The sequence below is a fragment of the Streptomyces sp. NPDC006384 genome, assembly GCF_042870695.1.
Taxonomy (GTDB): Bacteria; Actinomycetota; Actinomycetes; order Streptomycetales; family Streptomycetaceae; genus Streptomyces.
The window spans coordinates 103730-125270 of the sequence record NZ_JBIAHR010000024.1 but is presented as its reverse complement, the minus strand read 5'-3'; the positions used below and the strand labels follow the sequence as shown (position 1 = coordinate 125270).

Annotated in this window: 23 protein-coding genes; all 23 read left to right on the top strand. The window is 70.7% G+C overall.

The features are described 5' to 3' along the window. On the top strand, nucleotides 1-2932 hold a 2932-nt coding region (locus tag ACFYOJ_RS28580), incomplete at its 5' end, for a hypothetical protein (protein ID WP_388598181.1). A gap of 9 nt (nucleotides 2933-2941) precedes the next feature. Further along, entirely contained in the window at nucleotides 2942-3205 is a 264-nt protein-coding gene (locus ACFYOJ_RS28575; RefSeq protein ID WP_356555676.1) for a hypothetical protein, read from the top strand. An 88-nt stretch (nucleotides 3206-3293) separates the two neighbouring features. Further along, nucleotides 3294-4070, top strand: coding sequence for a hypothetical protein (locus ACFYOJ_RS28570; protein ID WP_356555675.1), 777 nt, complete (start codon nucleotides 3294-3296; stop codon nucleotides 4068-4070). Then, nucleotides 4067-4456 carry a hypothetical protein gene (locus ACFYOJ_RS28565; RefSeq protein ID WP_356555673.1) on the top strand — a complete coding sequence of 130 codons (390 nt, stop codon included), beginning with the start codon at nucleotides 4067-4069 and terminating at the stop codon, nucleotides 4454-4456. The genes ACFYOJ_RS28570 and ACFYOJ_RS28565 overlap by 4 nt, the downstream gene beginning before the upstream one ends. Before the next feature lie 83 nt (nucleotides 4457-4539). After that, the gene (locus ACFYOJ_RS28560) at nucleotides 4540-5142 is read left to right on the top strand and encodes a hypothetical protein (protein WP_356555671.1); all 603 of its coding nucleotides are present in this window, start codon (nucleotides 4540-4542) and stop codon (nucleotides 5140-5142) included. A gap of 13 nt (nucleotides 5143-5155) precedes the next feature. Beyond that, nucleotides 5156-5365, top strand: coding sequence for a hypothetical protein (locus ACFYOJ_RS28555; RefSeq protein WP_356555670.1), 210 nt, complete (start codon nucleotides 5156-5158; stop codon nucleotides 5363-5365). Nucleotides 5366-5425: 60 nt separating this feature from the next. Then, entirely contained in the window at nucleotides 5426-7420 is a 1995-nt protein-coding gene (locus tag ACFYOJ_RS28550; RefSeq protein WP_356555668.1) for an NUDIX domain-containing protein, read from the top strand. A gap of 226 nt (nucleotides 7421-7646) precedes the next feature. After that, complete coding sequence (locus ACFYOJ_RS28545) at nucleotides 7647-8939, top strand: phage major capsid protein (RefSeq protein WP_356555666.1); 1293 nt, start codon at nucleotides 7647-7649, stop codon at nucleotides 8937-8939. Between the two features lie 83 nt (nucleotides 8940-9022). After that, nucleotides 9023-9298, top strand: a complete 276-nt coding sequence (locus ACFYOJ_RS28540) for a hypothetical protein (protein WP_356555664.1) — start codon at nucleotides 9023-9025, stop codon at nucleotides 9296-9298. Further along, complete coding sequence (locus tag ACFYOJ_RS28535) at nucleotides 9295-10542, top strand: hypothetical protein (protein ID WP_356555663.1); 1248 nt, start codon at nucleotides 9295-9297, stop codon at nucleotides 10540-10542. Before ACFYOJ_RS28540 ends, ACFYOJ_RS28535 begins: the two co-directional genes overlap by 4 nt. An 8-nt stretch (nucleotides 10543-10550) precedes the next feature. Further along, on the top strand, nucleotides 10551-10955 hold the full coding sequence (locus tag ACFYOJ_RS28530) for a hypothetical protein (protein ID WP_356555661.1): 405 nt from the start codon (nucleotides 10551-10553) through the stop codon (nucleotides 10953-10955). A gap of 71 nt (nucleotides 10956-11026) precedes the next feature. Next, nucleotides 11027-11491 carry an IPT/TIG domain-containing protein gene (locus ACFYOJ_RS28525; RefSeq protein WP_356555659.1) on the top strand — a complete coding sequence of 155 codons (465 nt, stop codon included), beginning with the start codon at nucleotides 11027-11029 and terminating at the stop codon, nucleotides 11489-11491. Nucleotides 11492-11637: 146 nt separating this feature from the next. Further along, nucleotides 11638-12165: a hypothetical protein gene (locus ACFYOJ_RS28520; protein ID WP_356555658.1), complete on the top strand. Its 528-nt coding sequence runs from the start codon at nucleotides 11638-11640 to the stop codon at nucleotides 12163-12165. A gap of 12 nt (nucleotides 12166-12177) precedes the next feature. Then, on the top strand, nucleotides 12178-13038 hold the full coding sequence (locus ACFYOJ_RS28515; RefSeq protein ID WP_356555656.1) for a hypothetical protein: 861 nt from the start codon (nucleotides 12178-12180) through the stop codon (nucleotides 13036-13038). Nucleotides 13039-13056: 18 nt separating this feature from the next. After that, nucleotides 13057-13389, top strand: a complete 333-nt coding sequence (locus ACFYOJ_RS28510; RefSeq protein WP_356555654.1) for a hypothetical protein — start codon at nucleotides 13057-13059, stop codon at nucleotides 13387-13389. Then, a complete protein-coding gene (locus ACFYOJ_RS28505) occupies nucleotides 13389-13925 on the top strand; it encodes a hypothetical protein (RefSeq protein ID WP_356555652.1) in 537 nt (178 codons plus the stop codon). Before ACFYOJ_RS28510 ends, ACFYOJ_RS28505 begins: the two co-directional genes overlap by 1 nt. Nucleotides 13926-13965: 40 nt before the next feature. Continuing rightward, nucleotides 13966-14247, top strand: a complete 282-nt coding sequence (locus ACFYOJ_RS28500) for a hypothetical protein (protein ID WP_356555650.1) — start codon at nucleotides 13966-13968, stop codon at nucleotides 14245-14247. Then, nucleotides 14247-14672 carry a hypothetical protein gene (locus ACFYOJ_RS28495; RefSeq protein ID WP_356555648.1) on the top strand — a complete coding sequence of 142 codons (426 nt, stop codon included), beginning with the start codon at nucleotides 14247-14249 and terminating at the stop codon, nucleotides 14670-14672. The genes ACFYOJ_RS28500 and ACFYOJ_RS28495 overlap by 1 nt, the downstream gene beginning before the upstream one ends. 73 nt (nucleotides 14673-14745) lie before the next feature. Continuing rightward, nucleotides 14746-15579, top strand: coding sequence for an IPT/TIG domain-containing protein (locus tag ACFYOJ_RS28490; RefSeq protein ID WP_356555647.1), 834 nt, complete (start codon nucleotides 14746-14748; stop codon nucleotides 15577-15579). Nucleotides 15580-15723: 144 nt separating this feature from the next. Then, nucleotides 15724-16257 carry a hypothetical protein gene (locus tag ACFYOJ_RS28485; protein ID WP_356555645.1) on the top strand — a complete coding sequence of 178 codons (534 nt, stop codon included), beginning with the start codon at nucleotides 15724-15726 and terminating at the stop codon, nucleotides 16255-16257. Beyond that, nucleotides 16254-16562, top strand: a complete 309-nt coding sequence (locus ACFYOJ_RS28480) for a hypothetical protein (RefSeq protein ID WP_356555643.1) — start codon at nucleotides 16254-16256, stop codon at nucleotides 16560-16562. Before ACFYOJ_RS28485 ends, ACFYOJ_RS28480 begins: the two co-directional genes overlap by 4 nt. Further along, complete coding sequence (locus tag ACFYOJ_RS28475) at nucleotides 16555-20598, top strand: hypothetical protein (RefSeq protein ID WP_356555641.1); 4044 nt, start codon at nucleotides 16555-16557, stop codon at nucleotides 20596-20598. Before ACFYOJ_RS28480 ends, ACFYOJ_RS28475 begins: the two co-directional genes overlap by 8 nt. Continuing rightward, nucleotides 20585-21526 (top strand): hypothetical protein, encoded by a 942-nt coding sequence (locus ACFYOJ_RS28470; RefSeq protein WP_356555639.1) that lies wholly within the window; start codon nucleotides 20585-20587, stop codon nucleotides 21524-21526. The genes ACFYOJ_RS28475 and ACFYOJ_RS28470 overlap by 14 nt, the downstream gene beginning before the upstream one ends. Nucleotides 21527-21541 lie beyond the last annotated feature (15 nt).

The following is a 21541-nucleotide window of genomic DNA, read 5'->3' as shown; positions in this document are numbered from 1 at the left end:
CGAGTACGCCGACACCACCACCGGTGAGATGGGCGAACTCGACGCCGACCCTCACACCGTGTTCACGCGCGCCCTGGGCCCCGACGGCGGCGCCCCGGACCTCGGCCCGGACGACGCCCCCAACCAGGACGACGACCTGACCGTGCACACCGCGCCGCAGCCCATCACCCCGGTCGCCGGGCCGACCGTCGACCCGCAGCTCAGCTCGAGCGACCGTGACGTCATCGGCGACCATGCGGACGGCCCGGACGACAACCCGGACGCCCACCAGGCCGCCGTCCGTATCGCCGCGGACCTGCCCGTCACCCCGGAGCAGGCCACGGCGCTCGCTGCGCAACTCCGCGAGGCCGCGGACCCGTCGACGATCGAGGGCCGCGCCGCTCTGCGCGCTGCCGACCACCTCGACCGCGCGGCCGGCCGGACCCCGCCCGCAGACTTGGACCGGCCCCGCCCGTCCAACGCCGCACAGACCGGCGAGGGGGACCTGATCGCGATGCCTGACGAGCGTCAGGGCGACCAGATCCGCGTCTTCCGTGTCATCGACACCGAGGACCTCCCCGGCGGCATGCGCAGCTTCCTTCTGGAGGACGAGAACCAGCAGTGGCGGCGCCGCCTCGTCCACGGGGCCATGCCCGTGTGGCAGCTCCCGGAGCCGACCCCGGACCCGGTCACCCCGCCCGCCCCCGACCCGGTCACCCCGGCCGACCCCACCCCGGAGGTTCCCGCCATACAGTCCGCACCCACCACCACGAGCACCCCGGAAACACCCTCGCTGCCCGTGGCCCGGGTCAAGCCGGGAAGCCTCCGCACCGGAGACGTCATCGACGCCCCCGTGAACCGGACCGGCTACCAGCTCAACGACCACCGGCGGCTGACCATCATCAGCCCGCCCCAGCGAAACGGCTGGTGGATGCAGCTCACCGGCATCGACGACGACGGCAACGCCCACGACTTCGGCCTGCACGCCGGCCGTGCCGTGAACGTCTACGACCGGAACAGGCCCACCCCGGCCCTGCCCCCGGCCGGCACCCCCCGCGACCCCAACCCGCCCGCCCAGTCCGGTCTCGACCGGATCGCCGACGGCCAGGCCCACCGCATGGCCGCCCGCATCATCGACGAGGCCATCGCGGGCACCGAACCGCCCGGCGACATCCACGCCCTGCGCGAGCAGATCGCGCAGCGCCTCACCGCCGAGGCCCTGCGCGACGCCCGCCAGGCGGTCCGCAGCGACGGCTCCGCCCAGCTCGACGCCGAAGGCATCACCGGCCGGGACCGGGCCGACGCCCAACGCCGGCTCTCCGACGCCCGCCGGCAGGCCCACACGGACACCGTGCGGGCAGCGCTGCGCACCATCAACGACCTCGAGCCGCTCCCCGACGAGAGCGACGAGGACCTCGCGGCCCGCGCCCGGGACCTGCTGCGCCTCATCCCCGGCCAGGTCGCCGCCCGCCCGTCGACGACCGACCCGAACGCCGACCCGGACATCGCCCGGACGGTGGCCGGGCACGCCGACGAAGCGGTCAACGCGCTCCTGCAGCAGCTCCAGGCCGCCGGCGTCGACCCCGGCGACGCCGAGCAGATCGCCCAGGCTCTGGCCCGGCAGCTCGACGGGTCCCGGCAGGCCACCGCCCGCCGGATCGCGCGCCGTGTCGCCACCGCATCCCCGGAAGCGGGCCGTCAGCCGGGCCTCCTCGCCCGGATCATCGCCGCCCTCATCCGCCTCGCCAAGCGCCTCGCGGCACTGGTGAAGGCCGGCGCCCAGAAGATCGCCGAGAAGTACCGGTCGGCACGGGAGCGCATGGCCCGTCTGCGGGCGTTCCTCGGCCGCCTGGCCCGCCGCGTCCGGCAGTGGCCGGAGTCCCGCCGCCTGGCACGCCTGCACCGCGCGGTGAACCTGCCCGACGCGGACGGTGACTCGCTGGCCGCCCGGGTCTCCCACTGGGCCGGGCTCATGCCGGAGCCGGGCCGCTTCGGGCAGGCGCAGCGCCGTGTCTCCTTCTGGCGACCCACGACGTGGGGGCAGCTCGCGGCAGGCCGTCTCCCGGACCGCTCGGACCGCATCCAGTGGGCGCCGGACCGGGCAGCCGACGGCGGGCCCGGCCTGGCCGCACTCCGGCACATGGCAGCCCTTCGCGCCGCCGGCGGCGACGTCGACCAGGACGTGACCCGGCGCCTGGCCGCCGTCCTCGGCGACGACTTCGGGGACGACCCGCACGCCACGCTGCAGCACCTCGACGACTACGTCGCCAGCAGCGAGCGGCGCATGGTCAACCTGCAGGCCGCCCGCCGCGGCGGCACGATCCCCGCCGACGAGGACCTTGAGGTCGAGATCACCGCGGCCCGCGCCGAACTGTCGGCCGCCCGCCGGGAGTACGCGGACCTCCGCGCCCGGTACGCCGCTGCCGTACCCGACGCCGTGGCCGCCGCCCTGGCCGACATCCGCGACATGGGTCCGCAGGGCAGCCACGCGATCGTGTTCGGCCCGGACACCACCCCGGACGGCGAACGGGCCGTACGGGGCGTGCAGCGCCTCATCCCGCGTGCCTGGCTCACCACCCCGGAGGCGCGCCGTGTCACGGCCGTGGACGGCGACCAGGGGCGCTACGAGCCGGACAGGCGGCGGATCACGGTCGCCGACCTGGCCGACGAGGGTCTGGGGACCGCCGGGCACGCCCTGGCGCAGCACTTCGCCCGGCACCTCGGCGACCTGGACGCCGCGCAGCGCGCGTTCTGGTTCTCCCGCACGCACACCGGCCGGCCCGGGGCCCGCCGGATGCGGCCGAGCGCGATGGACCGGCTCCTGCGGCGGCAGCAGACGCAACCGGAGACGGGTGACAGTCTCGCCCGGTCCGTTCAGTCGATGTTCAGCGGCGACTGGTACCAGGACGACGACCTGCGGGCGTTCCTCCTGGGCCTGCTCGCCACGCGATAGGAGGCAGCAGTGCTCACCGTCACCGGTGCGTTCGATGACGGGGCGACCTACACCGTGCAGATCACCGGGCGGGCCGACCGCCCGGTGATCGGGTCGCACCGGGCCGCGGCCCTCGTGGAACTCCACCAGGGCGAAACTGTCCCCCTGACCCCGGTCGGCCCCATGAGGGCCGTTATCGGGGACGACGAGGAGTCCGTCCTCGCGGTGCTCCGCGAGTACACCCACGTGATCGAGGGGAGCGGCAGCGTGTCGGGGAGGGCGGGCTCTCTGTAGAGCCGATCCGGGGGACTTGCCCAATTGGGCAAGAACGATCATGGGGAATGGCTTCACATGTGGAGTCATTCCCCATTACGGTGTGGGGGTGAACGAACGAGAGCGCACCATGACCGCGCTGCGGGAGTGGGCCAAGCCCGGTCTCCGCGCCCGCCTCATCAAGGCGGCGTGGGACGCCGGCAACCAGAACATCAACGAACTTGCTGAAGCGGCCCGCATCGACCGCAAGACCGTCTACGCCGACCTCGCCGCCGAAGGCATCGACCCGAAAGCTGACCGCACCCAGGGGGGACCTGTGCTGACCGCACCCATAACCGTTTCCGGTATGTACGGAGACGAGCGCGACAACGACAAGCTGAACATGATGGCCGTAGCAGAGCTGCGCAGCCGTCAGGATCTCACGCTGGAACAGGCGCAGTGGGTGTTCACGGAGCGCCTTGACGCCCATGAGGCGGCCGCGTGGCACAACAAGGTCGCTCCGATGGCCAGCATCGTCATCGACCGAAACCGGGAAGCCGACCGTGCTCTCCGGAAGTGGGATGCCGCGTGGGAGGCGCTGAGCAACGCGAAGCTGAGCGAGTGGGCGGCGGCTCACCACCGGTTCGTCCTGGCCTGGAACGAGGCCCACGAAGCGTTGACGAGGCAGGCCGAAGCCTGGGACGAACTGCTACAGAAAGGCGGGAAACTGAGCACGGGCGCCCGCCGCGTCTACAAGGAAGCAGTTTCCGACAACAAGCGCATCGACATCGATGACCAGGGGGAAACCCCCGCCACGTTCGCCAAGAACATGGAGGCACAGCACCAGCACCGCGCACGCCTCGCAGCTCAGACGCTGCGGGCTCTCAGCGGAGCCGGTGAAGAATGAGCCGGTTCGCTCGTTTCCTGATCGACGACGGCAGGCACCTGCCGGCCTTCACGATCGACGAGGACAACTCCTTCCTCCACGGCCAGGCCCGCTACCGGGCAGAATGCTCGTGCGGCCGGATGCCCCCGCACCTGCCGGGGAGCCGTGAGGAAGCCGAACGCGCCCATGCCCGGCACGCGACCACACGCCTGGGGCCCGAACGGCTCGGTTTGCGGCTCGTCACCCTGACAGCGGTCATGCTGGCCACCTGGGGTGCCTGCTACGCGACCGGCCGCTTCCTGTCCGACTCGAAGACGGTACTGGCCGCGTCCCACCTCGTGGGGGTGGCGCTGGCCTTCGGGCTCATGGTCGCCGCCCGACGGTTCATCGCGCCAACGCGGGGCTGAGCGGCGGAACGCGGTGCCCGCAGCCGTTGCAGTCGGCTGCGGGCACCGCGACGTAAGCGTAGAACGCAGTCCATCCTCCGCCCGTGACCAGATACGGATTCGCCATCAAGGCTCTCCCGGGCGGTAAGCCGTTCGGGGACAAGGAAGACGACGACGAGCAGCCGGAAGGCACCGAGGAGGAGGCGTTCGAGGGTGACCCCTCGGCGGCCTTCGAGGATCCTGTCCCCGAGGCCCCCGCGGCGTCGCCCGAGACTCCGGCCGCCCCAGGGGAGGACCCGGCGGCCGCCGAGCCTCCCGCAGAGGACACCGACACGGCACAGCCACCGGCCGGGGAACCGCCGGCCGGCATGCCGGAACCGCCCGCAGACGACGCACGCCCGTGGGCAGGCGACATGTACGACGAGGGCGACGAGACCGACCCGGAAGACTCGTTCTCCGCGTACGCCGGCAGCAACGGCGAACAGGCATGGCTGGATCGCGCTCTGGACGGCACACTGACCGGGTGGGTCCGTGACGAGACGGGGCAGGTGTGGCGCTACACCGACCCGGACGCGTGGGCGGTCGACGTGGACGGCGCGCAGATGACCCGCACGCACAGCCAGGCTGACGAAGCCCCCGCGCCGCCCGAGGCCGCCGCCCCGCCGGCACCGGCCGACCGCGGGGTACAGGATTCGATGTTCCAGTGAGGGAGCTGACGACGTGGAGCTGAACCGCCAGACCGCTCTGGCATTGAGGCGAGAGGGCAAGGCCGCCTACGAGGCCGGAGACCCGCACGACTCCAGCCCGTACGACCGGTACGGCAACGCCGAGCAGCAGTTCGGCTACCAGTACTGGACCCGCGGGTGGGTCATGGCGCGTTCGGCTGCCGAGTCCGCCGCAGAGCAGGCAGGAGCCAGCGCAGGACGTTAAGCGCACGCGAACGGCACGGTGCCCGGCGGCCCACTGTCCACCCGCCGGAGGTTCCCCGCCGTGCCGACCGCTGCACCACCCACCAGATCCTCACGTCTCGCCACCACCGTACGAGGCCAGCGAGGCACCAGCCGGGCCATCTACGCCGTCACCGGCGTGGTCGACGAGGTCAACGACCTCATCATGCCCGGCGCCTTCACCCGCACCCTGGCCGCACGGCCCGTCAAGACCGTGTGGCACCACGACTGGAAAGACCCCGTCGGTGTCGTCTGGGAGGTCGAGGAATGGCTGCCGGGTGACCCCCGGTTCAAAGCCGTCCCCGACTGGCCCGCCGAGGCCGGCGCCCTTGTCGCCACCGTGATCTACAACCTGCGCACCCGTCAGGGCCGCGACGCCTACGAGCAGGTCAAGCAGTGGCACGAGCACGGGCAGGCCGCGTTCTCCATCGGCTACCGCGTCCCCGACACGGGCGCGAGCAAGCGCAGCGACGGCGTCCGCGTCATCCACGACCTGGACCTGTTCGAGGTCAGCCCGGTCCTGCACGGCGCGCACCCCCTGACCCGCAGTCTCGAAGTGAAGTCTGCCCTCGGCACCCGCACCGGCGAGCACGAGAACCTCGAGTACAAGGCCACGCCCTCCCAGGTGGAGCTCGACGTCATTCCCTCCCCGAAGGGCAAGAGCGGCATCAAGGTGGCGGGCCTGGCGGTGAAGGCCGCCGACACCGGCCGTCTCCTGATGATCCAGCGGGCCCTCGACGACGGCGACCCCGCGGCCGGCATGTGGGAGATCCCCGGCGGGCACCTCGACGACGGCGAGGACCCCCTCGCGGCCGCGCTCCGCGAGTGGGCCGAGGAAACCGGATCGACCCTGCCCGGAAGCACCAGCGTCGTCGGCTCGTGGACCGCCCCGAACGGCATCTACCAGGGGTACGTCGCCGTGGTCCCCACCGAGGCGTCCGTGCCGATCAACATCCCGCACGCCGAACGTCGCGTCGCCAACCCCGACGACCCGAAGGGCGACGCGACGGAGGTCACCGCCTGGTGGCCGATCACCGCCCTCCCCGACATGCCGCTCCTGCGGCCGGAGTGCCGTGACTTCCCCTGGGACCTCCTGGCCGGTGCCGCCCTCCCGCAGGCCCCCGCCCCGAAGACGACCACCACCGTCTCCCCGAACGTCCTGGAAGTCATCCTCGACGCCACCACGGACGGAGCGACCGGCACCGAGAAGAAGTCGGCGCGCGCCGCGGTGAAGGCCGCACGCGCCCTGCCACGTCTCGAGCACAAGTCCGCCCGTGCCACGGTCCTTGAGGCCAAGAGCATGCACATCGCCCACCTGAAGGGACTCGCCATGCAGCACCAGCCCCTGCCCGAGTCGCAGGAACAGTTCCGTAACCGTCTCTCCGAAACGGTCCGTGGGCTCATGGACCAGGACGGAGGGACGTGGACATGCATCGAGGGCACATACCCGGACCGTGTCGTCGTCTCCGTGCACCGGGAAGACACCGGCACGCCCGGGGAGGGGGAGCAGCGCAGCGGCCACTACGTGATCCCCTACACGGTCACGGCCGACGGTGACATCACGCTGGCCGTTCCGCAGCCCGTCGAACTGGCCACGATCGTCGTGCCCAAGGGCGCCGCCACCTCCCGGGCCGCCACCAGCGACGAGGACGTCGACGCGCGCGTGGTGCAGCCCACCGTCGAAGCGCTCACCGACGCGACCGCCCGTGTCAGCTCGACCGGCGCGGGCCCCGAACAGCTCGAGGGCGTACGGGACAAGGTCCGCACCCTGATCGCCGCGCTCTCCGCGAAGGGCCTCGACATGGACCAGGAGCCGGACACCGCTCCGAAGAAGCCCGCACCGCCCGCTAGTGCCTCCGGGGCCGGACCCACCGGCATGGACCTGTGGGACGACAGCGCCTTCTACGACGACGAGGACGACGACGAGGAGGCCCCGCCCCCCGCCGAGAACGACGTCGACGAGGACACCAGCGACACGGACATCGTGCGGCTGGACGAGGACGAAGTGAAGGCTGCTCTCGCGATGATGCAGAGCTGAGTCGCACGACTCAGCTCCCGCCCACCCGGCCGGCCACCAGAGCCGACCGGAACAAAACAGCAGGTCAAACCCTATGCGCTGCCCGCTCATGACTACCTGAGCGGGCAGCGCGCGACGTTAACCCCTCCCTCCCTTTTCCATACGGCCTCGCGTTGAGGCTGTCCCGGTGCTGGCCGGGCGGAGCGACGCACGTCAACCGCACCCCAGCATCAGGGAGAGAGCAGCAATGCCCGACAACGCTCGCATCAAGGAACTGCAGAAGCAGCTCCAGGTGAAGGCCGCGGAGGCCGAGGAGATCAGCAAGAGCTTCAAGGTGGAAGACGGCGGCTTCGTCGTCTCCACCGAGCAGGCCGCCAAGTTCCGCAAGGTCTCCGGCGAGGCGCAGGAGATCAAGGGACTCATCGACGCCGAGCAGGGCCTGGCCAACATCAAGCAGTACCTCGACACCCCCGAGCGCCCGCCGGCCGCGGCCACCCACTACGGCCAGAACCCGGCCATGGAAGAGAAGTCCCTCGGCGACCTGTTCGTCGAGTCCGACTCCTACAAGCGCGCCTCCGAGTCCGGCTTCCGCGACCGTCCGTACGTCCGCGCCGAGATGGAGGGGAAGTCGATCTTCTCCCTGTCCGCCGGCTCCGTGACCCACCAGACCCTCGGCAGCGCCCAGAACCTCGGCATCGCCGAACGGGCCTACCGCAAGTTCCACATCAGGGATTTGTTTCCGAAGTCCACCACCAAGCAGGCGGTGCTCTACGGTGCGCGTGAGACCGGCTGGACGAACAACGCCAGGCAGGTGAAGGAGCGCTACGCGGCCGACGGCACCAGCCCGGCGACCGGGGCAGAGAGCGACACCTGGGGCCGCGCCCCTCGGTCCAAGCTGTCCCTTACGCCTGTCATGTACAACGTCGCCGAGATCGCCCACCTGCTCGACGCCCACAAGAACATCCTTTCGGACGAGCCGCGTCTGAAGACCTTCATCAACACCCGCATGATCGAGGGCGTCAAGTACCAGGAGGACTGGGACCTCCTGCACTCCGTCGGTGACGGGCAGTCCCTCACCGGCATCTACAACACCCCTGGCGTCCAGCAGTACACCGGCCTGGCCACCGACAAGTACTCGGTACAGATCCGGCGCGCCATCACCCAGGCGCTGCTCGCCGAGTACGAGCCGACCGGCATCGTCCTGTCCCCGACGATGTGGGAGCACGTCGAGGTCGAAGAGGACAAGAACGGTGCGTTCCGCGTCGCGGTCGCCGTCGCCATCGGCGCGGAGAAGAAGGTCTGGCGCCTGAACGTCGTCGAAACCACGGCCATGGCGGACGGCGACTTCCTGATCGGCGCGTTCGGTCTGGGGGCGCAGCTCCACGACAGGGAGAACGTCTCCGTCACCGTCTCCTCGGAGAACGCGGACAACTTCGAGAAGGGCCTGATCACCTTCCGCGCCGACGAGCGCCTGGCGCTCGAGGTCCCGCGGCCGGAGTCGTTCGTGATCGGCACCTGGACCACGCCGGCCACGGTCTGATCCAGACGCGGGTGAGGGGGGTGCGCCCGACTGTTGGGCGCACCCCCCTCCACGTACCACCATCACGACGACGGAGGACGCCGGTGATCGAGAAACAACCCCTTGGCCTTGCGGACGAGCTGGACGCGCTCGTCAACGCCCCCGCCACCCAGCGGGGCCCCCAGTGCAGCGTCGGCGCCTTCCTGGCCGCCGCGGACGAGGACGTTGCTGCCTCCCTCCGCGCGACGCTGGACAACGAACGTGTCACAGCGAAGGCCATCGCCGACACCCTCAGCCGGTACGGCCCTGCGGTCACGGCGTACACCGTGGCCCGGCACCGGCGCCGCGGGCAGTCCAACGGATGCCGGTGCGAGCGATGAGCCTGAGCAACGACCTGCAGGCGCTCCTGGAACCGGCCAGCCATGAGCAGAGCCAGGCCCCGCAGACCCAGCGCCCCCAGCCGGCCGTTCCTCGCGGCTGGGAGTCCGGCGTGCGGTACGAACCGAACGGCACGATGGTCGTCACCACCCCGCCCGCCGAGACACAGCCCGGCGGTGAAGCCGACTGGCGGGCGCGCGTGGAGGAGATGGGGCTCGCCATCCCCGACGGGTTCCGTGTCCGCCTCGTGGAGGCCAAGCATGACCCGGCCGCCTGGCACCGTGACCAGCAGGGCGACGATGCAGTGACCCGCGCTGTGTGGCGCTGCCGGTACGTCATCGAACCGGCAGCGCCGGCGTGGCTGTCCGCCGGTGACGTGGACGCCCTGGTGCGTGACGCGATGCGGCGGCGCCGCAAGGCGCGCCCGGTCGTCGACGACGCGGACCGGTCGCTGGTCGTCGTCTACGCGGACGCGCAGGCCGGGAAGGTAGGCCGGGACGGAGGGACCCCTGAGCTGGTCGCCCGCGTCGCCGAGCGGTTCGACCGGCTCGACGACCACATACGCGACCTGAAGGCCGTCGGCCGCGGCCCCACAGCCGCGTACTGGATGGACGCCGGGGACTGCGTGGAGAACTACGAGAACACCGCGCAGCAGGCGTACACCAACGACCTGACGATGACGGAGATGATCCGCGTGCACAGGCGGATCACCTTCGAGGGCCTGGACCGGCTCGCCGGGCGGTTCGGCCGCGTTGTCGCCGCGACGTGCGGCTCCAACCACGGCCGGGTGCGGCGCGGCCGCGAAGCCGTCGGCCCGCCCAGCGACGACTGGGGCATCGAGGTCCTGTCGCAGATCGCCGACGCCTACGCCCGCAACGAGGCCGCCTACGGGCACGTCAGCTTCGTCATGCCCGAGCGGTGGCGGGAGTCCGTTTCCCTCGACGTCTCCGGCACCGTCGTGGGCCTGGCGCACGGGCACCAGTACGCGCGGCCGGACAAGGCCGTGGACTGGTGGCGTGGGCAGACGTTCGGCCGGCAGCCGATTGCCGACGCGGACGTGCTGATCACCGGGCACTTTCATCACCTGCGGGCGCAGCAGGTCGGCAACGGCCGCCTGTGGATCCAGGCGCCCACCCTGGACAACGGTTCCGACTGGTACACCGCCCGCAGCGGCGAAGTGTCCACCGCCGGCCTCCTCGTCTTCAGCGTCGGCCCGGACGGCTGGGACGACCTCCGACTCCTGTAGGGAACGCCGTGGACTTCTCCGTGTTCGACCCCGGATGCCGCCTGCACGGGCGTGCCTGCCGCACCCCTTGGGGCTTCGACCCTGCTCACACCGACAGTTCCCGGCCGTACACGGTCGAGGAGTTGGCCGACCGGGAGACTCCTCCGCACCGGTACGCGTACCCCTCCACGGAGGAGTACGTGAGGGGGTTCCGGATCTGGCGGGCGCTCCGCCGGGACCAGGAGCTGACCGGCCTCGAGCGGCTGCTGGCCACCGCCGTGCGGATGGCTCCGCTGGGCGCACAGCTCGACGGGCTCATGCACCCCCACCAAGATCGTTCTTGCGCAATTGTGCAAGCCGTCTCCGGCCTTGAAGGGCTGCCCGAGGGGACCATGATCGTTCTTGCACAATTGTGCAACTGCTCCGATTCGTAGCGCGCGACCGTAGCCACCCCTGTGCCTCATCCTTCCGCGGCCACCACACACGGAAGCACCGGAAGGACACCATGGGCCTCTACCGAGAGAACGGCGAGCGGATCACGAGGGCCGCGTTCCCCGCGGCCGCCGCCAGCGACCCGCCCCAGCGCATCACCGAGAACGTCTACCAGACCGAGCCGTACGGCCGCGGCGACGGCCGCCCGGAGGGGTCCCGCCGCCACCTGCTCTACGAGGCCGGTGACGTCGTCCCGAAGTCCGTGATCGACCGCCTGTTCACCCCAGCGACCATCACCGCCATCACGCCGGCCACCGGCCCGGCCGCAGGAGGCACCGTCGTCGCCATCACGGGCACCCACCTCGACGGCGTCTCCGCCGTGAACTTCGGCGCCGCCGCCGGGACCGGCCTCAAGGTCATCTCCGCGACCGAGCTGCGCGTCACGACGCCCGCGGGCGCGGCCGGGGCGGTCGACGTCGTCCTCGCCGACGACACCGGCAACGTCACCAGGGCAGGCGGCTTCACCTACACCGCCTGACCCGAAACGGCGGGGCGGCCCCAACTCGGGGGATTTGGGGCCGCCCCGCCGTCACCGTACGTCCGCGCCACGGCAGGGCGCGACACAAGCGCCGCGCCCTGTGCAGGGTGCGCGCCGACCGGACCACCAGCGCAGAGGGAGCCATCATGGCCACCACCACCCGGACCCGTAAGACCGCCGCGAAGACCGCGGCCGCCGACGACACCCCTGTCACCGAGACCGAGAACGAGGCCACGGCCGAAGCCACGGGCGGCCCGGCCTCCGAGGAGCCCACCACCGAGAAGACGGTCGCCGACACCAGCCCGAAGGCACCCGAAGCCGCCCCGCTGGAGCCGCCGACGAATACCGTCCACGCGGCCCCCGACGGCCCGGCCGAGCCCGGCTACGTCTCCCCGACCGAGGTCATCCCCGACGACATCGCCGAGGTCATCTTCGACGACGAGACCAAGGAGCCCCCGGCGGACGTGGCCGCGGTGTTCCAGCCCGTCACCCCGTACGGCTCCAGCTTCGTGTGCACGGTGCGCCTGGTCGAGCGGACGTTCATCGGACCGCACTCCAAGCCGATCGAGCGTCTGCTGCAGCCCAAGGGCGCTCACGTCTCCGAGAGCGTCGCCGCCCGCATCCGCGAGCGCCTGGCAGCCCAGGCCGCCGCCGCGGCCGGCACCGAGAAGTAAGGGAGGCCCGGGGTGTCGGTCTTCGACTACGAGCCCATGTACGGCGGGGCACTGTACGACCCCGAACCGGCCGGCGGACAGGTCACCAGCCTCGTCCTCTACGACGGCCCGGAGCGCACCACCGAAGTTGCCGCGGCAGGGCCGGGCACTCGGCTGCGCGCCGGAACGTACCGGTTCGCGCTCCCGGACGTGCCCCCAGGCCGCTACTGGGCCAGCGTCACCTTCACCCCGAGCGAGGGGGCTCAGCCCGTCAAGGACCAGGCCGTGCGCCTGGACCTGCCTCTCGGGCTGGGCCTCGTCACCTCCCCGGAAGCCGTCGCCGACGACCTCGGCGTCCCGCTCCCGCTCACGCCCGCGCAACGCGACGACCTCAGCACCGCGATCCGTAAGGCGCAGGCCGACGTCGAGGGCTACCTGGGGCAGTCCCTCGTCCCGAAGATCGTCACCCATACCGGGGTCAGGCCCTACCGGACGACCGGCCTCAACGACCCCGAGGCATGGCCCATCATCAGCGACGACTGGGCAGAGGTTGCCGCCTACCGTGACCGGGGGGACGGCACGTACGACGTCGACTTCCTCATCGGCCTCAACGGCGCCGCGGAGAAGGCCATCGTCCGGTACGTCACCGCCCACGCCGCCGAGTCCGAACGCAACCGGCCGGGCGGTACCGGCGCCCAGGGCCGCCGTGCGTCGTCGGTCAGCGCAGAGGGACAGTCCATCTCGTACGAGTCGGCCCCCACGGCGGGGCAGGCCGGCGCACTGCCGACCATCGACACCCTGTCCCGGCTGAAGCGCCGCCTGTGGCAACCGGTCGGCCCGCCGCCGCGCCCGCCGTGGCCGTACTCCTCGACCCGCTACCGCAGCGGCCGCTGACGAAGGGAACCGCCAACCGTGGCCGTCCTGCTGCCGAACGCCCAGCTCACGGTGTACGTACTCGCGCACCCGTGGGCCCGTGACGCCAACGGGGTGCCCGTGCCGCCGCCCCCGGGCCAGAAGCCGGCACCGCGCGGCACCTGGCCGGGGTCGGTCCTCGAGCAGCTCGAGGGCGGCTGGACGGTCCGCCTCGATCCGCGGGCGTGGCCGGTGGAGCCGGGCGACACCATCACGGACGAGACCGGACGGTCCTGGACCCTGTCCAGCGCCCGCCGCCATGCGGTGCCCGGATGCCCGGATGTCGACTACGTCCAGGCCACCGCCACCCTCAACCCGCCGGAGGTGCCGTGATGGCCGGGGCGAAGTTCACGCCGGCGCCGGGCCTGGAGGAGCAACTCGCGCGGATGCTGGCCCCGGCGGTGCACCGCATCGCCCAGCAGGTGGAGGTCGAGGCGAAGCGCCTGGCGCCGCCCACGAAGCGATGGGTGACCGTCGGCGACGACCGGGTCCGGCCCACGCACGTCAACGCGCAGGGCCAGGTCGTCCCCGGCAACCTGCGGTTCAAACTGGACTCCATGCAGTGGGACATCGAGCACCGCGGTGTCGGCGCCCACACGTACATGACCGAGCCCCGAGACCGCAGCTCCCGCGCGATCGCCAACCTGAAGAACTGCCGGTGCAGCATGCACAAGGACCCGGACGGGATCGCCCGGCACATCAACACCGGACAACCCGTCGTCGCCGGGAAGAAGGTCACCGTCACCGTGTCCGTGCAGGCCCCGATGGTCGTCGAGGCCGAGGTGGGCACCGTCTACCCGGGCAACCTCGTCGCCGACGGCGCCTTCTTCATGTCCCGGGCGGCCGCCATCGTCGCCGCCCGCGGCTGACGACGCGACACAAGCCGGGCGCGTGCGCACAGTGCGCGCCATGGCTACGAACACCACCACCAAGAAGCCCGCGGCCGTCGCCGCGGAAGAGCCCACCGCCCCGGCCGTGGAGACCGCCCCGGCCCGCACCGGCCGCAAGCCGGCCCCGGCGCAGGAGGCCGTCACCGGCCCTGCCCTGCGTGCTGGCGTCGACCCGGTCCGGATCCAGCTCACCCACCACCACACCATCGACGGCACCGCCTACCCGCCGGGCGCCCAGGTCCTCGTCTCCCCGGACTACGCCAAGCAGCTGCGTGGCCAGGGCTACGCCATCCCGGTCTGATGAGCGAGCTGGCCCTGGAGGACGCGGACCCGGTCTCTGCGATCCTCGCCTGGCTGCAGGAACACCCGGTGGTCGCCGACGCGCTCGGCGGCCCCGGCCGTGTGTCCGGCATCGCAGAGGCACCCTGGCCGCACCTGCGCGTCACGCACGGGCCCGGCGGTGACCTGCTGGACCTGCGATGGCGCATCGCACCGGAGGTGATGCTCGAGGTGTACGGCGACCCGGGCGGCTGGCCCGGGCAGGCGGAACTCCGGCGGATCCTGCTGCGCTGCGCCAAGGCCGCCCAGGAGCTGGTGGAGGAACCGCGTGTTCCCGGCCGGCCTGTCATCAGCGGCATCAAGCCGTCCGGGCTTCTGTTGTGGAGTCCCCTCGTCGACGGTCAGCCCAAGTGGCTGCTGAACCTGTCTGTGACCCTGCATCCGTGACGGCGCGACGTTAACCGTCCCGGCTCTCCAAGGTGTCCGCGCTCTAGTACCGGACACCAAGGAGATGCCCGCCATGGCTGGCGAGACCACGAACAACAACGAGATCGTCATTCCTCAGCTCAGCCGGGTGTGGCTGGCGCCCGTCGGCACCCCGGCCCCGGCCGATGCCACGTCGCCCATGCCCGAGGGCTGGTACAGCGTCGGCCTGTTCACCGAGGACTCCCTCAAGTTCAACGCCGAACCGAACTTCGAGCAGGTCCGCTCCGCACAGTCGTACTACCCGACCCGGACCTTCCAGACGCAGGACGCGGCCACGATCGAGGTCGACCTGCAGCAGTGGTCCGGCCGGAACTTCAAGGCCGTGTACGGCGGTGGCTCCATCACCGTCATCAACCCGGTCGGCGGCGGCAAGAAGCACTACCGCTTCGCCCCGCCCCGCGTGGGCGGCCGCACCGAGATCGCCGCGGTCATCGAGGTCATCGACGGCGGCAAGCACTACCGCTACATGATCCCGCGGACCATGCAGATGGAAGGCGTCTCCAAGGACCTCGCGAAGACGAAGGAGTCCGTGCTGCCGCTGCGTCTGGCCGTCCAGGGCGGCGACGAGGCGGACGCCTGGTACGTCATCACCGACGACCCGGCGTTCCAGCCGCCGGTCCCAACGGTCGTCACCATCGCGCCGACGACCGGCCCGGCCGCGGGCGGCACGACCGTCACCATCACCGGCGCCGACCTGAGCGGCGTCACCGCCGTGAACTTCGGCAACACCCCCGGCACCGAGCTGACCCTCAGGAACGACGCCGAGCTGTCTGTCCTCACCCCCGCCGGTGTGGCCGGACCGGTCAACGTCGTCCTCGTCTCCCCGGGCGGCAACGCCACCAAGACCGGCGGCTTCACCTACGCGTGACCCAGGCGTGCGGCCGCCCCTTTCCCGCCCTGGTGAGGCAGGGGCGGCCGCACCCCGCGACACAAGCCGTCCAGCGCTGCCACAGTCCGCGCGCTGCTGTCGCACCCCTGCGACCCAGCTACCTGCACACGAGAGGCCCCACCCATGTCGTTCGTCATCGACCTGGACGCCGAGCGCCGCGAGGTCCAGTACCCCCACGGCATTCCGGTCAAGTTCCACGGAGAACAGTTCCTCTTCCCGGCGGAGCTGCCCGCCGAAGCCCTCGACCCGATCCTGTCCGACGAGCTGGACCTGGTCGGTGTCCTCGGCGACGTCCTCAAGGTCGTGGAACGCAAGGGCGGCAACGAGGTGATGGACGTCGTCACCGTCATGTTCCGCCGGCCGCGGCTGCCGAAGCAGTTCCTGCAGGCGGTCCGCGAGACGTACGAGGTGCTCCTCGAGGACCAGTACGAGGACTTCGCGGCGAAGAAGCCGTCCGTGCCGGACTACATCCGCCTGACGACCGCCCTGGCCCGGGTCTACGGGGTGGAACTGGGAAAGCTCTTCGGGTCGGGCGACTCCTCCGAGACCGCTTCGCAGACGTCGAGTCCGACCTCTCCCGCTACCACCACGGACTCGACGCCCGAGGCGTCTGGCTCCGACCTGGACAGCCCGGATTCATCGGAGTCCGCCGGTTGATCTCCCTCGTCGACGGTCTGCCCGAAGACTCCCGCGTCCACTCCGGCCCCTCCGACGGCTGGAACCGGTACCTGGAGATGCTCGCGCTGATCGTCGAGGAGATCGGGCTCCTGGCCGCAGACAGGCGGCGCGAGGAGCCGTTCACCGTCGCCCGCCCGGAGCGCTCCGACACTGTGACGCGCCGCAGCCACAGCTACACGCCGAGGCCGCAGGCGCCCGCCCCGGAGCCCCCGGAACCCCGCATGTCCGGCCACAAGCAGATGCTCATGGCGGCCATGCAGAGAGGAATGATCCGCAGTGGCTGAGGGCCTGCAGGCCGGCCGCCTCGACGTGCCGGTCGTCGCCAACCTGGCCGGCTTCGCTGCGAAGCTCCGCAGCGAAGTCGAAGCGGCCGCCGAGGGCCTGGCCGCGAAGATCAAAGTCGAGGTCGACGGCAAGGGCCTGCGCAAGCGGCTGGAGAAGGTCGTCGAGAAAGCGGCCCGGGGTGTCACCGCCACCGTCCGCGTCAAGGTCGACGAGGACCGGTTCCGTGCCGAGCTGGACGGGATTCGCCGCCGTCTCGACGAGGCCGACCTCAGTCTCCCCGTCCGCCCGGACAGCGACGGGCAGGGGAACGGCGGGGGCGGGTTCCTGGACAGGCTCCGGGGCCTGATCTCAGGCGCCCAGGTCGAGGCGGACCGTAACCCGGTCAACGTCCCCGTCCAGATGAGCATGCCGGGCCGCGGCCGGGGCCTGCGGATGCTCGGCGTCGGCGCGATCGTCTCCCTGCTGCAGCCCGCGGTCGCCCTCATCGGCCAGTACGGTGCCGCCCTGACCGCTCTCGTGTCCGCGGCCGCCCCGGCGGTCGGTGTCCTCGGCGCGATCCCCGGCCTGATCGCCGCGGCGGGTACCGCGGCGATCAGCACCAAGATCGCGTTCTCCGGGTTCGGTGACGCCGTCAAGCAGACGCTGCAGGCCCAGGAGAAGCTCGCCAGCGGCAGCAAGCTGACCAAGGCCGAGCAGCAGAAGCTCAGCGCAGCCCTCGGCGATCTGTCGAAGTCCGCCCAGAAGTCGGTGACGGCAGTCACTGGTCTCTCCGGCGCCTGGAAGGACGTCAAGAAGAACGTCCAGGAGCACTTCTTCGCGGAGATCGCAGACGATATCGAGCCCCTGGGCAAGACCCTCCTGCCCATGCTCAACGGGGCGTTCTCTGACATGTCCTACGCGATGGGCACCCTGGCCCAGCGTGGGGCAAAGGCGATGCAGTCGGGCCCGTTCAAGGAGGGCTTCCACAAGGTCGCCACCACCAATGCCCTGGTCATGGGCAACATGACCAACGGGGTGTCGAACCTTGCGGCGGCGACCGGGCACTTCCTGGTCGCCGCGGGCCCGTTCACCGAGCGGGTCGGCCGCGCCGGCGAGAAGTTCACCCAGTGGGTCCGGGCCTCCGCCAAGGCAGGCCGGGAAACCGGCAGCCTCGCCAAATTCCTGGACCACGCCGGCGACAAGGCCGCTCAGCTCGGCCGGTCCACCGGCAGCCTCATCAAGGGCCTCGGCGGTGTCGGCAAGGCCGCCATGGACACCGGCAACGCCCTCCTCGACGGCCTCGAAGGCAGCATGAAGCGCTTCGAGCGCTGGGCGAACTCCGGCGCCGGGCAGAAGATGATGAAGCAGTTCTTCTCGGATGCTGCTCCCGCCTTCCACGAGGTGAACCTCCTGTTCGGGGACCTCATGCGGGGGCTGGGGCGGTCCATGAAGGACGGCGGGATCACCGACCTGGTCCGGCAGATCCGAACCGAACTGATGCCTGCCCTCGGCACGTTCTTCAATGCGATGGGCCAGTCCATCGGACCTGCGCTGATCTCCCTCATCTCGAACATCGCCACAGCCATCGGGAACCTGTCGGCAGCCGGGTCCGGGCTCGGTGTACTGCTCGTCGCCTTCAGTGGCCTGGTGCAGGTCTTCAACACGCTGATGAACGTGATTCCCGGTGCGAACACGGTGCTTGCCACGTTCCTGGGCACGGTGATCGCGCTGAAGGTGCTCGGCAGCGTCGCCGGCGTTTTCAGGTCCTTCGGTACCTCCATCGCGGCTGCGGGAACCTCCATGCGCGGTCTGGGCACCACCATGACCGGAAGCCTCGGTCCTGGTGTGCTGGGCCCGCAGATCAGCATGTGGCAGCGCATGGGCGTCGCCTACCAGGGCGCCGCGCGCGAAGGCGGCCGGCTGCGCGGCACCCTTCGTGGGATCGGTGCCGCGAACGGGGCCGTCGCCCGCACCATGGGCGGCGTCATGTCCACGCTGGGAGGCCCGCTCGGTGTCGCACTCGCCGGCGTCTCGATCGCACTCGGCCTGTACGCCTCCCACCAGGAAAAGGCCGCCCGTGCCGCGCAGGCCCACGACGAGCGGGTGAAGTCCCTGACGGACGCCCTCGTCGCGTCCGGAGGGGCAATCGACGCCAACGTCCGCGCCTCGGCCGCGCAGCTCCTTCAGGACACGAAGCTCTCCGACGGCAAGGGCAAGCTCGTCGACGTCATGCGTGAAGCTGGGGTGAGCCTTGGAACGCTGACGAGCGCTTACCTCGAGCAGGGCACGAACCTCGGAGCCCTGGAGAAGCAGCTCAAGGCGACGGAAGATGCCGGCCGGGGCCTGGACACCATCGGTACACAACTCGTCCAGACGATGTCCGACGAGGGCATGGCGGCGATGCGTGCGAGGGAAGCCCTCGGCACGGTGAAGGGGGAGCTCGAGGAGAGTCGGAAGGCGCACAAGGAACTCGCTGACGCCGCCAACGACGCCGGTGACGTCGGTGTCACCGCCTACGACCGGCTGCAGGCCGCGGTGATGTCGTTCAGTGACAAGACGAAGGGCGCCGACGAACGCGTCGACTCCCTGAAGCGGGCCCTGGACGCTCTCAGCGGGAACTCCATGGGGCTCCACGACGCCCAGACCCAGCTGAACGCGGTAATGCTCCAGGTCGGCGACACCCTGAAGACGGACATCGAACGCGCCGAAGGCTGGGGCAAGGCCCTCATCGCGAACAACGGGCTGGTCGACACCTCCACGAAGAACGGCCAGGCCCTCAACTCCAACCTCATGGAGCTGCGCGACGGCATGCTGTCCGTGGCCACCGCCGCGCAGCAGGCCGGCGAGAAGCAGGAAATCTCGATGACCGAGGCCACGCAGCGCAGCACCGCGGCGATGCAGGAGGCCCGCGACAAGGCCATCGAGCTGGCGAGGGGTTTCGGTTTCTCGAAGACCGAGGCTGAGAATCTCGCGAACCAGATGGGGTTCATCCCGTCCACCGTCACGACCGTCATGTCGGTGGGAGGCGTTCCGGAGGCGACCGCCGCGTTCCTGGCCCTGCAGGGGCAGTTGGCTGCTCTGCCTCCGGGTAAGTCGGTTCAGGTCGAGGCCCTCACGATCGAGGCCCGGACCGCGCTGGAGGCCATGGGCTTCACGATCGGGCGGATCCCCGGCAGCAAGAACATTTCCATCACCGCCCCCACCAGCGGGCCCCGGGCGAACGTGGCCGCTCTGGCGCAGGACATCGCCGCCGCGCCGGACAAGAAGAAGGTCACGGTCGAGGCGATCATCCAGCAGGCCACCGGTGACCTGAAGAGCGTGCAGACGCAGGTCGCCGGGATGAAGGGCAAGTCGATCGAGGTCAAGGCCCCGACGAAGACGGCACAGGAGGCGCTGAAGGACCTCGGTTTCAAGATCGAGAACGTCGACAAGGGCGGCAAGACGGTCAAGATCACCGCTCCGACCGGAGATGCGCTCACCAACGTGCAGCGAATCCAGACCGCGGTCAACAACCTGACGGGCCGGACGGTGCACGTCACCGTCCAGTACAACGAGTCCGGGAAGCCGTCCGTGGTCCGCACGCACGCGGACGGCGGCATCGTCCACTACGCCAACGGCGGCATCCGTGCGGCCACGAACCGCATCAAGGCGTTCGCGGCCGGCGCCGAACGGCACATCGCACAAATCGGCAAACCAGGCGAAATACGAATATGGAATGAACCTGAGACAAAGGGCGAAGCGTACATACCTCTAAGCCCGGCAAAACGCAAGCGTTCTGAGGCAATTCTCAACCAAGTGGCCCAAATGTTCGGCGGCCAAGTGGTGTATTTCGCCCAGGGAGCCCTACGCCAGTACGCCGGCGGCGGGGTCCGCAGCACCAACGCATCGAGCCCGACCCGCAGCATGTCGACCGCGGCCACGGCTGCCGCGGCGCTCGTCGGCGGCGACCTGAACCTGACCATGACCGGCGCGCCGATGACCCCGGGAGCCGCACTGAGCGACGCCATGTTCGAACTGCGTCGCATCCGCCGAGGAGGCGCACATGCCACTGCGTGAAGGCGAATGGAACCTCTCCTACGGCAGGAACGGCGTGCACCCGGGCGCGGACTTCACGTTCGGGACGATCGCGTCCGGCTACTACCTGCTCGAGCCGTACGAGATCACCTACGGCGACATCGACGCGGGCGACGTGCCGATGCCGCAGGAGGACGGGGCCCGGTTCGGGCAGGACTACCGGGGGCAGGCCACCGTGACGTTCGAGGTGGGGGTGGACACTGTCGATGCGGCTCCCACCCAGCTCGGTCGGCACGGCGCGAACCTGGATGCGGTGTCGGTCATGCTGCAGGCGTGGGACGCGGAGGCGGTCCGCCGGCGCTTCGGTACTCCTGCCGTGCTCCGGACCGTGCAGGGCGGCAGGGCGCGCCGGTTCTACGGCCGGCCCCGGAAGATCGCTCCGGCCGGGTCGGTGCTGACACGGCAGGGCTATACGCCGGTCGTCGCGACGTTCGTGTGCGTGGATTCCGCCGCGTACGACGATGTGGAGCAGATCGTGCGGGTGGGGCTGGTGCCGCCCGATCACTACGGTCTGGTGGGGCCGCTCACGACGCCGCTGACGATGACCGCGGAGAGTTCCGGGAAGGTCGCCGGTGACGTCGTGGTGCAGGGGACGAGGCCGACGTGGCCGGTCATCACGTTCTACGGGCCGATCCGCAGGCCGGTGTGCGATGTCATCGGCCGGTGGAAGGCTTCTCTCGACCTGACGATCGGTGAGGGGGAGCGTGTGGTGGTCGACACGCGGCCGTGGGCGCGGACGGTTCTGCGGAACGGGAGCGCTTCGGTGGCTGGGGCGCTGACCCGGGACACACCGCGGTTGAAGGACATGCGGCTGCCTCCGGGCCGTCAGGATTTCGTGCTGCGTGGCACGGACGCCACTGGTACCGCGTACATGACGGTGGCCTGGCGGGACGCCCACGGCTACCTCTGACCGCACCCGGCCAAG